11 protein-coding genes are annotated in these 14,644 nt (G+C 49.0%); 5 read left to right on the top strand and 6 right to left on the bottom strand.

The window, feature by feature from the left end; translation table 11 throughout:
* Positions 1–3: 3 nt before the first annotated feature.
* A complete protein-coding gene (locus R3B84_08010) occupies positions 4–5,049 on the bottom strand; it encodes an AAA family ATPase (GenBank protein ID MEZ6140500.1) in 5,046 nt (1,681 codons plus the stop codon).
* 273 nt (positions 5,050–5,322) lie between these two features.
* Between R3B84_08010 and R3B84_08005 the strand changes: the two genes are divergently transcribed.
* Together R3B84_08005 and R3B84_08000 are read left to right on the top strand one after the other, a co-directional pair.
* Positions 5,323–5,898 (top strand): helix-turn-helix transcriptional regulator, encoded by a 576-nt coding sequence (locus R3B84_08005; protein ID MEZ6140499.1) that lies wholly within the window; start codon positions 5,323–5,325, stop codon positions 5,896–5,898.
* A gap of 76 nt (positions 5,899–5,974) precedes the next feature.
* Positions 5,975–6,595, top strand: a complete 621-nt coding sequence (locus R3B84_08000) for a histidine phosphatase family protein (GenBank protein ID MEZ6140498.1) — start codon at positions 5,975–5,977, stop codon at positions 6,593–6,595.
* Between the two features lie 288 nt (positions 6,596–6,883).
* Here R3B84_08000 and R3B84_07995 read toward each other — a convergent pair whose 3' ends face one another.
* On the bottom strand, positions 6,884–7,318 hold the full coding sequence (locus R3B84_07995; GenBank protein ID MEZ6140497.1) for a hypothetical protein: 435 nt from the start codon (positions 7,316–7,318) through the stop codon (positions 6,884–6,886).
* Positions 7,319–7,324: 6 nt separating this feature from the next.
* Complete coding sequence (gene ald, locus R3B84_07990; protein ID MEZ6140496.1) at positions 7,325–8,434, bottom strand: alanine dehydrogenase; 1,110 nt, start codon at positions 8,432–8,434, stop codon at positions 7,325–7,327.
* A gap of 123 nt (positions 8,435–8,557) precedes the next feature.
* Between ald and R3B84_07985 the strand changes: the two genes are divergently transcribed.
* Genes R3B84_07985 through R3B84_07975 form a run of 3 tightly spaced genes read left to right on the top strand, consistent with a single transcriptional unit; the run spans position 8,558 to position 11,899 of the window.
* Positions 8,558–9,451: a hypothetical protein gene (locus R3B84_07985; GenBank protein MEZ6140495.1), complete on the top strand. Its 894-nt coding sequence runs from the start codon at positions 8,558–8,560 to the stop codon at positions 9,449–9,451.
* 7 nt (positions 9,452–9,458) lie between these two features.
* Positions 9,459–10,208 (top strand): ABC transporter ATP-binding protein, encoded by a 750-nt coding sequence (locus tag R3B84_07980; protein ID MEZ6140494.1) that lies wholly within the window; start codon positions 9,459–9,461, stop codon positions 10,206–10,208.
* Complete coding sequence (locus R3B84_07975; GenBank protein MEZ6140493.1) at positions 10,205–11,899, top strand: hypothetical protein; 1,695 nt, start codon at positions 10,205–10,207, stop codon at positions 11,897–11,899. The genes R3B84_07980 and R3B84_07975 overlap by 4 nt, the downstream gene beginning before the upstream one ends.
* 6 nt (positions 11,900–11,905) lie before the next feature.
* On the opposite strand, the gene R3B84_07970 is transcribed toward R3B84_07975, so the two are convergent.
* From R3B84_07970 to R3B84_07960, 3 genes are all read right to left on the bottom strand, one after another.
* On the bottom strand, positions 11,906–12,796 hold the full coding sequence (locus R3B84_07970) for a class I SAM-dependent methyltransferase (protein ID MEZ6140492.1): 891 nt from the start codon (positions 12,794–12,796) through the stop codon (positions 11,906–11,908).
* Between the two features lie 263 nt (positions 12,797–13,059).
* Positions 13,060–13,962: an isochorismatase family protein gene (locus tag R3B84_07965; GenBank protein MEZ6140491.1), complete on the bottom strand. Its 903-nt coding sequence runs from the start codon at positions 13,960–13,962 to the stop codon at positions 13,060–13,062.
* Positions 13,963–13,981: 19 nt separating this feature from the next.
* Entirely contained in the window at positions 13,982–14,512 is a 531-nt protein-coding gene (locus R3B84_07960) for a sigma-70 family RNA polymerase sigma factor (GenBank protein MEZ6140490.1), read from the bottom strand.
* Positions 14,513–14,644 lie beyond the last annotated feature (132 nt).

Genomic DNA, 14,644 nt, shown 5'->3' with positions numbered 1-14,644 from the left:
TTGTTATGTGGCACTGACCAGTTTTCTCAAGCCAGACTGGGCAGGATTCAGTCTCGAAAAGCAAATATCCTGCACCCGCCCAGCTTCCGATTTCAACACAGTTCGTTCACCGGGTCGCAAAATATCCCAGATCGTAATTGTTCCATCCCAACTGGAGGCTGCCACCAGCCCACCATCGGGACTGATGCTCATGCTGGAGATCCGATCTGTCGGTCCAGTAAGTACTTGTGTCAATTGCCCAGTTTCCACATCCCAGATCCGCACATTTTTATCCCAACTGGCGGTTGCAATGCCCAAGCCAGGAGCGAGAAAACCAACACCTGCAACGGCAGCGGTGTGGTCGGTAAATCGTCTGATTATTGTGTGAGTTTCCAAATTCCACAAAATTGCGGTGCGGTCCCAGCTACCGGAAAGAATACGTTTGCCGTCAGGTGAAAAACAAATTGTTTTCACCAGTTTATCATGCCCACGCAGCGTGCAAACTTCGTTCATGTGGGGGAGTTCCCACACTTTGATTGTACCATCGCGACCTGAAGTAGCTAACCGCTGACCATTGGAGTTGAAAGCAAGCCCCAACACTTCCGCACGGTGATTATGGAATGTAAACGTTTCTTTGCCAGAAGGCAGGTCCCAGAACTTGACCGCCATATCGCTGCTGGCAGAAACCAGGGTACGCCCATCTTTGGAAAACGCGACTGCGGTGATTTCACTGGAGTGGCCCACAAAACTGTATCGCAATTCGCCAGTTTGTACATCCCACAGACGGAGGGTTTCATCGTCGGCACCAGTCAGCAACCAACGACCGTCCGGGCTGAAGTGCAGGCAGGTTGACTCACGCAAATGTGCCCTAAGTTCTTTGGCAGTCTTGGTTTGCAGATCCCACAACCTTACTGCTGTATCTCCACCTACGCTGGCAAGGATCAGGCCTGATTGCTTCCGGAGAATTACCGAATCGTTGGCGTTCGGCACATCAACTGGTTCTGCAATTGGCAATACATCATCCGCTCTTGTACTCTCAGATGCCATCGTGGTCAATGGTACCTGCGATGGTAATGGAGTTCTTTTGGTCATTGGTGGTAACTGTTTCGGGCGAGGTGCCACCATTGTCGGGCGTGGGATGCGTGGTGGCGTAGTACGATGTAATACCACTCCTGGTTGTGGCACGAATCCTTGTTCTGTCAGTAAAGCCAACTGTTGTCCATTCAGTGGATCCCAGATGCGAATGGAGCGATCCCAGCTTGAGCTGAACAGTCTCTTCGCGTCGGGATTGAACGCCACGCCCGTTACTTGTGCCGTGTGTCCCACCAATTCCATCATCGACTGGCCGTTGTTGGCATTCCAGATCCGTACTGCCATGTCAAAGCCACCTGTGGCAATCATCTCTGCTTCAGAGGCAAACGCGATTGACGTTACGGAACGAGAGTGTGCTGGGATATTGAGCAACTGTTCGCCATCGCCGGCATCCCACAGTTTGACCAGGCCATCTCCTCCACCAGTTGCGAACCGTTCCCCTTCCAGCGAAAAGGCCACCGAGGTAATTTCGCGGTAATGGCCACGCACAAGGAACCTTTCGCGGCAAGTTTCGGTATCCCACAAACGGGCCGTACCATCTTCCCCACCAGAGACAAGTGCGGAACCATCGGGAGAAAATGAAAGCGAAGTAACACCGTCGGAATGACCAATCAGCGTGTATTCTTCTTTACCAGACAGCCAATCCCAGATTTTGATGGTTTTATCCCAACTGGCGGTGGCGAGCCACCTGCGGTTGGGTGAAAAAGCCATGGAAGTGATTTGTGCCATATGACCCTTGAGGGCACGCACCTGGGTTCCGCTGGCAAGCTCCCAGAGTTGCACAATCATGTCCGACCCTGCGCTTGCAAGCGCGGAACCGTCTGGTGAAAACGCAGCGCAATTCACGTCCCCACTGTGGCCTCGCAAACCCTGGAACAGTTCTCCAGAAGGAAATTGCCAAATCATTACCGAGCCATCGCCACGGGATCCACAAAGCAAAGTGCCGTCTGCGTTGACCGCAAGTGCATTAAAGGCTGCCCCACGGACAATCTTAGGAGAGGAGCGCTTGGTGGGAGTCAGTGTGCGAATGATGTCCGATGGAGCACTGAACGGATCAATTTTATCTGCATCAGTCTGCAGTGGCTTCGCCATAATTTCATCGATTGCAGAACCTTCAGCCATATCCGGAAGATTGGGGAGTTCTGCAGCTTTGCTCTCATTTATTGGGTTCGGTTCGTTCGAGAGTACAGGATCGAGATCCATGACCGGAAGTGGTGGGGGACTTTCGTAATGAAATTCAGCCACGGGTGTTTCAAGAATGGGGTTATTAACGGGAATTACTGGTTCGCGCACCAGGTTTTCCGGGATGGCAATCGTGGGTGTCGAGCCGGGCTGGGTGGGGGCATTCGGGAGTGGTGCGGTACCCACGGTAGGTACGGTAAATGGGCCAGCCACTTCTGGTTCAGAGGATTCCACGATTGGAGGTGCTATTTTTTCAGTTTTACCCTGTTTCGGCACAAATAATTCCCGCAAGACATCAGGCAGGAAATCCCAGCCCTGCGTTTTTTTCTCTGAGGGTGGCAATTCATTTTGTTTGGCCGGACTGTCTGGGACGGATAACTGTTGAGACTTTGCCAGTTGCTCTAATTCAAAAGGCGTCAGCGGTGGTGCACCCAAGGGGGTGGCTATGTCATTGATATCCGGCAGTGGAGGTGGTGATTGCGCGGGTGGTAACGGTGCGGATTGTTGATTGACTGCTGGAACGTTCAGTCCTGCCTGACCAGGCATGGGTGGCAATTGTTTTTGCAGTTCAAGCGGTTTTACTGGCACAGTTGGTTTGGGCGCTTCCTGTTTGGGGGCTACAGGCACTGTTGCGGGAGGTGTCTCTTTCGTTGGCACCTTGGGAATTAATGGTTCGGTGACTGGTAATTGGTCATCGGTGGGAATAGAAGGCAGAATAGGGGAGGCATTATTGCTGTTCCGAATCACCGGACCCAGAATATCGCCCAGAACAGCTTGCGGTGGTGTGAGGTTTGGATTATTTTCAGCGGTATATGAGGTTGTCTTGGCTGAACCGGAACTGTCATCTGCCCGATATTTCACAGTCTCTGCAGTGGCTAATCCAGATTGTGGGCTCGGCACGGGACCAGTTGGGATGCTGGTGGGAGGTTCCGACAGTAGTTGAATTCTGTATTGAGTCAGCTCGCGGTAGTTGTGTAGATCCCACAACCTAACTGTTTTGTCCAGGCTTGCTGTGGCAAATGAATTTCCAGTGGGGTTCATTGATATTGAAGTGATCACCCCCTGGTGTCCATCAATTGTCGCCAGACAACGCCCTGTTGCTACTTCCCAAATTCGGATAGTGCGATCCCAGCCTGCACTCGCCAGAATGTCCCCTTTCGGTGAAAAGGCAATGGTTGTTACTTCACTGGTATGTCCATTAAATACACGCAGTTCACGAAGCTGGCTTGTTGACCAGATCCGCACAGAACGATCCAGACTGGAACTCGCAAGCAGTTCACCATCAGGAGAGAAAACTACCGAAGTGACATCACCTGCATGTCCTTTTAAAGGTTCTCCAACCAAAGTGCCATTGGACGACCAGATTCGGATAGTGCGATCCCAGCTTCCAGAGGCGAAAAATTGCATTTTGGGGCTGATAGCAACGGAGGTCACCATTCGAGTGTGACCATTCATTTGCAGTTTCACAGAACTGTCGCTTAATTGCCATAAACGTACTTGTTTATCCCAGCTGCCACTCAGGATCTGCTGACCATCTGGACTGAAAGCAATAGAAGTGACTACCCCCGTGTGTCCAAGTAATGTGCCGTTTTCTTTACCAGTGGCTGTTTCCCACAATTTAATGTGCTTGTCCCAGCCAGCGGTAGCAATTTGCTTGCCATCTGGTGAAAATATCCCCTGGCTGATGACACCAAGGTGGCCTCTGAGGTTGAAGACTTCCCTGCCGCTGGCAACTTCCCACAACTTAGCCTGCTTATCCCAGCTGGTCGTCAGAAAATGCTGACCATCCGGACTAAAGGAGATCGATGTGATATCACCCGTGTGACCACGAGAGAGTGCTCCGGAAGATCGGGACGAATCTTTATTGTTCACGTTCGCTGCCTTTTCATTTGTAGATGGTGTGGGCTGTTTTCGACTTTCCTGATTATTTTTGTAATTCAAACCAACCATCGAGTCGAGCATTTCCTGCAAATCTTCGCCAATAAACCCACGAACATCCTCTGCAGAAATGCTGGATGGCTGGTCTGGTGGCATCTCGGCGGGTGCTGGGAACAGGTCGATGGCTTCTGTGTCATCTTTCATCAGCCCCAGGTGGGCTGCCAGTGCTGCATATTGCCGAGAGATCCTTGCACCCGGATCAGTTAGCAGCACGGGTTTATTTTTGTCTGATGATTTTGCAAGTGTTTGATCGTGTGGGATGGCGAAGGGGAGAATCGCCGTTGGAAAAATCTGTCGTAATTCCGTTTCCCAAGTGCCACCAGTGGGCTCTCCCTGAGGCAAAGTTAACAAAATTCCACGAATTTTCAGCCCGGGGTGGTAGTGCTGTGCCGTACGGGCAGTATGAAAAAAGCCCGGAACCGAGCGAAATGCCTGTGCTTCCGCACGCACCACAATCAGGGCATCGTCTGTGCATTCTAACAGTTGTTGCAATGTGTAGGTTGCAAGTGGGCAGGGGGCATCGATTAAAATCCAGTCAAATTCCACTAACTCTTTTGCAGTAAGGATTTGCTGGAGTTCTTTTGTCTGAAATTCTGGTTGATTTTCTTCCCGGTGGCTGGCCAGAACAGACAAATTAGGCATGCAGTCCTGCCAAAACGGTGCATTGTGTGCGAGAGTTACGGGGAATCGGTTATGTTGGCTTTCTGACAGACCCAGTGCTTTTCCTGCCTGTAAACGCGGATCAAGATCAACCAGCAATACCCGATTGCCCGACAGGGCACTTGCAACGGCCAGATTAATTGCTGCCGTAGTCTTACCGACGCCAGTTCGCTGACTTGTAATCAGTAATCGCTTCACAGCTATTTCTCACCCACCCACAATGGAAAAAGGCAATAATTGCCACAATCACGCTATTTTACCAATACGTGCAAATTCCCCAAACATGATGTGTGTGGGAATCTCTTAGAAAATATTCATAAAATGCCTGTTTTGCCTAGTATTCCTATTTTATCATTTCTTGTTGGTAAACTCGAGGCTGTTTTTTCAATGATCTGGGATCTATTTCACAAGAATGTTGCAGACAAATGAAAAATTTGTGATAATAGCTCGATCCTGTCGCGAGAAATTCCCATGGACCACCTGTCAGTATCTGATGATGTTACTCTGGCAAGAAAAATCGCCCGCCTGGTTGAAGAACGTGGGTGGAATCAAGAAGATTTTGCACGAATTGCCAATCTGAATCGGCACACGGTGCGGCAAATTATGAAGGCCGATGGTGATCGCAACTTGCGGAATGCGACCATCAGCCAATGTGCCCATGCTTTGGGCCTGCAGGTAAACGAACTTCGGGAAGTCGCCCTGGAACGACTGCTCCCACGGATGCAGGGGCGAAAATATGCGGACAACACTGCCGTGATTAATCGCCTGCTGAACCACAGCTTAACAGATCGTTTAAAAAATTGGATTCAGGAGAATCCAATCCGAGCTTCCAAAATCCGAAATGAAGAAATTGACCAGATTCTGCACATGGATGGGCCAGAAGGAATTTTCGAAAGATTTGGAATGGAACATGGCATGGAACGCCTGGAACGTCGTCGACGGTTATGCGAAAAAGTAACCTTGATCTACGAGACTGAGTACCTGGATTTCCTGGAACAGTTTGTGGGGATGATCTTCGATAAAATTCAGTCTGGCAAACATTCTTAATTTGTTTGAAGAACTGATTGTTAAATAGGTCACCGGCTATATAATCGTGTAATTATGTTGACTGCAGGCAGGCTTGATGATCTCTACTCGCATATTTCTGGTTCGGCATGCGGAAACAACACGACCAGATTTAATCCACGGTGCCGAGTCTGATGTGAATATTTCGGTGAATGGCTGGCAGCACGCACTGCGTTTGGGGCAGTATTTGCAGGGCCACACCCCCCACGTGATTGCAACTTCGGCGATGACGCGTGCGATTAGAACCGCTATTGCGATTAATCAATATTGCAATACGGAGATATTTGTTCAGCCACGTTTTCATGAACGGAAAGTGGGGCGATTTTCACAAACTTCCGTCCACGAACGCCCTTTTGATATGGACAACACTTTTCAGGATTGGCAGCAAGGCAATCTGCATAGCTGTATCGAAGGCACAGAGTCTTTTCTGGATATGCAGGCGAGAGTGATACCAGCATTTGAGGATTTTGTGCATCGCTTCCAGAATAAAACCCTGGTGATGGTATCCCACGGTATTGTGATTCGAATGATGCTTCACCACTATCAATTACTTCCACCTGAAACGGTGTGGACGACAGTGGGCCGGATTCACAATCTCGCTGTTACCGAACTGATGTGGGATCGCAATGGCCCCACACTGGTGCGTTGGAACGATCGTCAGCCTGTTCACGGAAATTAGCAAAAACTTCTAATTAAAAGTTCGGTCAAGTCACAACATTCCGAAGAAGTGCTTTCTCAAGCAAAATAAATTCGTCCCGTATCGAATCTGAGCCGAATTCGGGATTACGCCTGGGGAGCCATTTCAATTGCCGATGTGGAGCAGATCAGAGCACAGGCACTACAGGAGATGCAATCCGCTGGTGCCCGAAGCCATGGCAAATCTTCGGCAACTACTAGGCACTGCGTCGGGCAAATTAAAACGCAATCTGCACATCCAGTGCAACTCTGCTCATTTACGTACGGCAGTTCAATCATCAAACAACTCCGGATCGGCCTGAACTGGGATTGCCCGCTGAATAGCTGCATTCATTAAGCCAGCAGAGATATCTTCAATTACTGGCTGCTGCAGAGGGGGAAATAATACATAACTGGCACCGAGATCAAATGCCAGACAAGTAAGCTGTTCCCGCTGGGTGGCACTGTCCATTTTCTGGTCGCAGACCACCACAATGGGTGTAGCGGGGTTGGTTCGATGAACATCCACAATTAACTGCAAACTTGCGGGTATGTGATCTGCCAGTTGCAGTATTACCAGTGAAATTCGAGGTTCATCGATCAGTGCCATACAGGATTGCGGATGACGTGCTTCACGTACCAGCCATGAATTTTCCTGTGCCAGCCGCTGCACCTGTTTGGCCAGCCAGGAATCGTTGGCAATCACCACTATTTGAGGGTAGCGCATGTCAGATCAGGCACCAGACCAGGGAACGTAATCCATGTGGAAGGTTTCAGCAACAGCTTCGTTGGTGATTTTCCCATTTCGGATGTTAATGCCTGCTGCCAGTCCCACGTTATCGTTGCAGGCTTTCTCCAGCCCTTTTTTAACCAGTTGCATCGTGTATGGCAAAGTAACGTTGGTCAGTGCATAAGTGCTGGTGCGGCCCACAGCACCGGGCATGTTTGCCACGCAATAGTGCACGACATCATCCACAATGTAAATTGGATTCGCATGCGTGGTAGGGCGAGACGTTTCGATACACCCACCCTGATCAATTGCCACGTCGATAATCACTGCACGATGCTGCATCCGTGCAAGATCTTCCCTGCGAATCAACATTGGTGCACGGGCACCAGGGATCAGCACGGCACCGATCACCAGGTCAGCGGTGGACAGATAATGCAGGATGTTATGCCGATCGCTGAACAAAGTCGTCACGTTGGGTGGCATAATATCGTCGAGGTAACGTAAGCGATCAAGGTTGACGTCAAAAATGGTTACGTTGGCACCCAGCCCTGCTGCCACTTTGGCAGCATTGGCCCCCACGACGCCCCCACCAATGATCATAACATTCGCAGGTGCGACTCCAGGGACGCCTGCGAGAAGAATTCCACGGCCCTGTTGTGGGCGTTCCAGGTATTTGGCACCTTCCTGGATGCTCATTCGTCCTGCCACTTCTGACATTGGCGTCAGCAGTGGAAGGGTACCACGGGTATCCCGGATGGTTTCATAGGCAATTGCAGTGATTTGCTGTTCCAGCATGGCCGTAGTGAGCCGCTCATCTGCTGCAAAATGAAAATAAGTGAAAATCAGCTGCCCCGGATGCATGTATTGCCACTCTTCCGGCTGCGGTTCTTTCACTTTGATGATCAGATCAGCCTGTTTCCAGAGTTTGGCGGGGTCATCGATTATTTCAGCACCCGATTGCGCGTATTGCACGTCCAGAATTCCGCTTCCCAGCCCTGCACCTGCCTGGACCTGCACCCGATGCCCGGCCCGCCGTAATTCTTCCACACCCACTGGAATCAGGCCAACGCGGTATTCATCGGACTTAATTTCGGATGGTACGCCAATGATCATTGAAACTCCAGACCAACGTTTTAGCTTGGTGATTTAATTTTGGTTGTAAGGCATTAATTTATTGATTTATAATACGATACGTGAATGTGATAATATCCTTTCTGGCCTGCGTGGGAGCATCTATTGCCTACAAAACCTATCAGCATAGTAATCATTCTGGCCTGGCTGACCACCATGGGCTGGTTGGTCAAACGGGAGTACTACTATTATTGGAACGCTTCACCCATCCCACCTGTGGTGGCAGATCTGGCGGATGAAGTGGCACCTGAGCGGCATTCCTGGACAATCTATCGGAATGGTGATAAGGCTGGAATGTGCACCACCGTCGTTTCTCCACTGGGTGACGGGCTATACCAGTTGGAATCTACTATCCGCGATTTAAAATTACCGGTTGCACTGGTGACCGTACAAATTCCGTATTTACGAACTCAGAAAAATGTCAATCGGCTGGGCGAACTTCAAACCGCAGATGTGGAAGGTCGCTTTGTCATGATGGCACTGGGATTGCAACTGGAAATGAAAATCCACCTCTATGGTACCGTGGTGGGCGATGAATTCCGATCAGAAGCAGATTTTGATACCGCATTTGGCAAATCACACATTCAACTGGCACCCACAGAAATGCGGACGAAGACCGCTTTTTCCCCGCTGCAGCCCATGCACAAATACCCAGGGATTCGATCGGGACAATCCTGGAAAGTATCGAATTTTGATGTGATTGATTTTGCACTTACCTCAGCCTTTCAGCAATTTGCCCAGGACATGTTAAAAAAAGCAGGTACTGGGAAGTTGCCGATTAATCTGGCGAACAATCAGAAGGCACCGGAGGAACTGCTGGCGGTGGTGTTAAGTGATCGGGAAAATGTGCAATTGCGAAACAAAACCGTTTCTTGCCAGATAATCGAATTTCGTGGCAAATCTGTGCTGGCAAAAAGTTTTGTTGATCCAGCAACCGGTAAAGTCTTGAAACAGGAAGTTGGTGGTTACGGGGAATCATTAATCTTACAACGCGATTGAGGCCTACATGGTTACTGTCGACCACGTCTGGAAACGATATGGCGATAAAGTTGCTGTACGTGACTTGTCTTTCTCCATTCACCCAGGCGAATTGTTCGCTTTTCTTGGTCGGAATGGTGCCGGGAAAACAACGACAATCAAAATGATGTGTGGCCTGCTCTTCCCAACTGAAGGTGCGATTACCATTGGGGGGTTCAATGTCCAGACCCATGGTGAACAGGCACGTCAATTGATCAGTTATGTTCCTGATCAACCCTTTCTGTACGAGAAATTGACAGGGCGAGAATTTTTGACCTTCATTGCGAATCTCTATGGAATGAAGAGCGATTTCATCGCCGATCGATTGCAAACGGTGATCAGACAGTTCGAACTGACAGAGTTTGTGGATGATATCACCGAACGCTATTCCCATGGGATGCGGCAACGGACAGTGTTTGCTGCTGCGTTTATTCATCAGCCGAAATTGCTGATTGCCGATGAGCCCACGGTGGGGCTGGATCCCAGAAGTATTCGGTTGCTGAAAGATCTTTTGAAAACAGAAACTGCCCGCGGCACAACAATATTTTTATCTACGCACTCCTTGGATATTGCCCAGGAACTGGCAGATCGCATTGCAATTGTAGAAAAAGGTCAGCTGATCGGCTGTGGTACTCTGGCTGAATTGCGCCAGCAGGTCAATTCGGATGCATCCCTGGAAGAGTTGTTCCTCAAGCTGACCGAAGAAGTCAATGACCCCGCACCGGAGCTGGTAACATGAGTTCCGTGCAGCAAAGCACTATTTTTCAGCAGCTCCATTGGGCAATCTGGCGGCAGTCGACCAAAGGATTATTCCGTGGGCAACGTACCAAAGTCTTGACAATGCTTCTGTCGTGCCTGGTCATTGCTGGTGCTGCTTTTGTTCTGGGGTACTTTGGCTTTGATTTTCTCAGCCGACTGAAGTTTCCTGTAACTCCGATTGTGGAAATTATTTTCAACATCCTGTTTTTTACATTGGGTGGGATGCTTGTATTTTCCGCTGGTCTGGTGATGTATGCGGGCCTATTTCACAGTCCAGAATGTCGATTTCTGTTAACCACCCCCGCCAGGGAAGACCAGATTTTTGCGTTCAAATTCCGCTCGTCGATTATCTTCAGCAGTTGGGCATTCATTGTGCTTGGTGGGCCCATTCTGGTGTCTTACGGCATTGTTTTTCAGGCTATGTGGTATTACTATCTGATGCTGCCTTTGTTTATCCTGGGTTATGTGCTTTTGCCGGCTGCGCTGGGTTCTATTCTGGCACTGGTGCTGATTAATGTCTTGCCCCAGCGGAAAAAGCAGGTGCTGCTGCTGGTTATTTTTGCCACTGTTGCCGCTGGTGCTTATTGGGTCTATCAAACAATTTCGATTGCCAAAGACAATCTGAACAATCGCGATCAATTACAAAGCGTATTCGACATGTTTACCGGCCCAAGTGGGCCGTTCTCACCAAGTCAGTGGATAGCACATGGACTGGTGGAGGTGGCTCATGGCCATTGGCAGAATGCCTTATTGTCGCTCGCACTACTATGGTCAAACGGATTAATGGCTTACCTCGTCGCCGCATATCTGGCACGCAAACTCTATCGACGTGGGTACAATCGTCTTGCAACAGGTGGTGATCAACGGCGAAAGTATGGCAGTTCCTGGTTAGATTCGCTGATGAATCTGTTGGTCTGTTACCTGGATCCGAAAATCCGCCTGTTAATCATCAAAGATTTTCGCACCTTTCGCCGCGATCCTTCCCAGGTGGGGCAACTGGTCATTTTCATCGGTTTGTTGTTGCTGGCCGTGGTGAATTCCCGCCAGTTTTTTCAAGCCGATATTCCCATCCTGTATCAGCACTTCCTGAGTCTGATCAATCTCTGTGCGTCTGGTTTACTCATGAGTGCTTTCCTGGGCCGATTCATCTACCCCTTGATCAGCCTGGAAGGGAAGCGGTTCTGGATTCTAGGCTTATTACCACTACGCAGAGATCAATTACTGTGGGGCAAGTTTGCATTCGCATTGACCGGTTCGTTACTGCTATCAGGCACGATCATGGTGCTCAGCGATCTGCTACTGGGCATGTCCTGGCTGACCTTGCTGGTTCACATTTGCGTAATTGCGTTTACCGCGATCGGTCTCAGTGGGATCTGCGTTGGCCTCAGTGCGTTGTTACCCAGCTTCCGCGAAACAGACCCATCACGGATCGTTCTTGGTTTTGGTGGCACCATCAACATGCTGATTTCGCTGGGCTATCTTATTTTCATCGTTGCGATAACCTGTGGGCCTTACCACATGTCCGTAACACGGGAAAGTGTTACAGCAGGCAATAACCCCCTGCCATGGTGGGCATTTGCTGGCATGCCTGTCGGGTTGATTGCAACGATCCTGGCAACGTGGATTCCGATGAGGGCAGGCATTAGAAATCTTCGAACAATCGAGTTTTAAGCAGGCTTACTTTCCCGATTTTTTCGGTTCGGTTTTCTTTTTTGGATCCGGAATTGTCCATAAATGCAACGTGTAACTGTCGCCATCGACACCTATCACTTCAATTGTCTTTTCTGGTTTCCAGTCACCCAGCGTAAAGCGGTGCGAAACGATGCGTGCACCTGGCTTTAATGATTTTTGCAGCACCGGTCCCAGGCGTGCACCCAGATCATCACCAATATAAAGCAGAACTAAGGTTGCATCCGCACAATCCTGTGGTTTCACATCAAGGATATCACCTTGCTTAATGATGATCTTCTTTTCTAAATCGGCTTCCTTCACCTTTTCTTTAGCAATCGCTACCATCTTGGGATCGATGTCAATGCCCACCCCTTTGTCTGCTTTGCCCGTTTTGATGGGACGGATCAGCATCACTGCATCCCCACAACCGAAGTCGTAGACGACATCAGTTTTCTGGATTTTGCCGAGCTCGCACATCTTATCCACAATATCGTCTGGTGTGGGCACCCAGCGCACTTCGATTTTGTCTGTGGCTTTGTCTTCTTTGGTCATATCCAAAGTAACATTTTCGCCTGCTTTGAATGTGATTTCGCGGTTGCGAAAGATTTTGGTGTAGTTGTTGGGAATGATCACCACAGAGACTTTGTATGCGTAGGTCTTCCCCAGCTCGAGTGGGGGAGTTTCGATGAGCCGCTGTCCATCCTTCACGCTGTCTGGTGGCTCCACTTTTTTTCCTTCAATCGTTAATTCTGTTTCTGTTGGCTGTTTGGGAATCAGATTTTGATTGTTGTCGATCGCTTTTCCTGAGCGACCGTCATTGCAAGCGGCATCAGGCCGCACACCATAAAGCAGAATAGCTTCAATCGCATCATCGTTGCATCTCCTGGAAGATATCAAAAAGTTATCTTATCATCGGTAGCTCTGGATGGCAGAATACCACCCACTGAACTGATTGTGTGGGCCAGAATAAGCCATCCCCACGATTTCCGTGGATGAATTAAAGTGAAAATTAATTCACTTAACAAGTATAACTAAATCCATTCAAAAATGTTGGTTGTTTACTGATTTTTTTGCGATAATTTTTCTGAAATCGACGTAAATCCTTCATTTGCAATGATTTGTGAAAAATATTTTTTTGTTTTTTGAATCGATTTCTCTGGTTACTTTCGGGGTGTGGTATCACCTTTGAAGCGAAATTCTTTTCCTTCTTTAAGGATCATATTTGAGGTGAAGGTGGAGCAAATGTACTTTTCAATGTACTCAATAATTAACTGGGTGCCTTCAAAATGGCTGACGAATGGGGCCATTTTGGGGTTGTACATGGTGTCGGTTAAATCTCGTACAAGGAAGACCTGTTTGCCATTCTTGGCCATTTGTCGCAGCCCAAATGGGCGCCCCAGCACGCACATATTGGTGTGAACTCCCAGAATGATGACAACTCCCCGTTTTTCCGTTTCCAACAGATTCCAGATCTCAACACCAGAATCACTGATGGCATCTTTGGCATCAATGGTGATCCCTGCGTGCTGTTTCTTCCATGGTGCTTTGGGGTTGAGTCCTTTCGCCTTTAATTTTTCATGCCATTCTGCATGTTCTTTGGGGTCATCGTCTTCACCACCGTCCGATTGATCGATGGGGTATTTGGCTTTTTCTTCAATCGGGATGCGGTAGCACCATTTCCCGATATCTTTGGGCAGATTTTTTGCAGGTGGGGCATTTTGTGCCAGCTTTCGCCCCGGGGTGCCTGCGTAGGATTTCATGCAATCGGAAGGGGCATGGATGATCAATGCACCCTGCTTTCTCGCTTGTTCAATGAACTTATTCATGGTGGGCACCATTTCTTCGACCCGCCTCACCGCATTCAGGCAATGGTGGGCATCCCACACATCGCAAACGATTACTGCGGTGCGTTGGGAATTGATCAACACTTCTTCTTCGATTATCTTGGCATTTTGCTCATCAGCAGTCCGCTTTCGTATTTGAACACGAAATTCTTCCTCACCGCCGTATGAATTGTTGGCAAAAATTGGGGCAAAACAGAAGGTACAGATTATCAATCGCAACGCTTTTCTCATCATTTTCTCACAAATCCAGGGTGCTTTCTTCCATGATGCGACGTTCAACACATTTTCGCAATGCAATTTTAATCCGTTTAATCCGTGCATAAATTGACTGCACGGTGTTCCCGAACTTAGCTGCAAGGTGTTCGGCATCTCCCGATTGGGAATCGTACCGCTCCATGATCAGCAGCTTACTGTTGGGTGGGAGGTGATCCAGGCATTCAAGTAATGCCAATTGCTGTGGTGTCGCGGGCAGTTTTTTATCCACGCGATCTGCCGCATCGGTTAATGCCTGCACCAACTCCGGATCGATCGGTTTTTCTTTTGCTTTCGAACGACGGTGGGCTAAAACTCGGCGACGGGCAATTTCTCTTGCCCATGGCAGAAAACCTTTTTCATCCCGCAGTTGGTGGCAGGATTCCATTGCCGCAATTGTCACCAGTTGCAGTACATCTTCTGAATCGCTGTGATCCCGCAAGCAGGCAAAAATATACCCATACAGCGTTGTACGGTGCTGCATCATCAATCGGGCGATTTGGGTTTCAGGAGACATCGTCATGATCGTTACAACAGGTTTTCACTGTCCTGATTAGCCTATAATGAGTTTTTGTGGCTCATGGGTGGGTATCAAGATGTTAATCGATCATCGGTGTCGAAGGAAGTCCCGTATTGGAAAAATTCATGG

The organism is Zavarzinella sp. (assembly GCA_041399155.1).
Classification (GTDB): Bacteria; Planctomycetota; Planctomycetia; order Gemmatales; family Gemmataceae; genus JAWKTI01.
The sequence above is the reverse complement of the archived record's forward strand: the minus strand, read 5'-3'. Positions and strand labels throughout refer to the sequence as shown.

Bases quoted from the DNA above. Each gene is read 5' to 3' on its own strand.
- R3B84_08005 (MEZ6140499.1), top strand. From the start codon at position 5,323: ATGGACCACCTGTCAGTATCTGATGATGTTACTCTGGCAAGAAAAATC.
- R3B84_08000 (MEZ6140498.1), top strand. From the start codon at position 5,975: ATGATCTCTACTCGCATATTTCTGGTTCGGCATGCGGAAACAACACGA.
- R3B84_07995 (MEZ6140497.1), bottom strand. From the start codon at position 7,318: ATGCGCTACCCTCAAATAGTGGTGATTGCCAACGATTCCTGGCTGGCC.
- ald (MEZ6140496.1), bottom strand. From the start codon at position 8,434: ATGATCATTGGCGTACCATCCGAAATTAAGTCCGATGAATACCGCGTT.
- R3B84_07980 (MEZ6140494.1), top strand. From the start codon at position 9,459: ATGGTTACTGTCGACCACGTCTGGAAACGATATGGCGATAAAGTTGCT.
- R3B84_07975 (MEZ6140493.1), top strand. From the start codon at position 10,205: ATGAGTTCCGTGCAGCAAAGCACTATTTTTCAGCAGCTCCATTGGGCA.
- R3B84_07960 (MEZ6140490.1), bottom strand. From the start codon at position 14,512: ATGTCTCCTGAAACCCAAATCGCCCGATTGATGATGCAGCACCGTACA.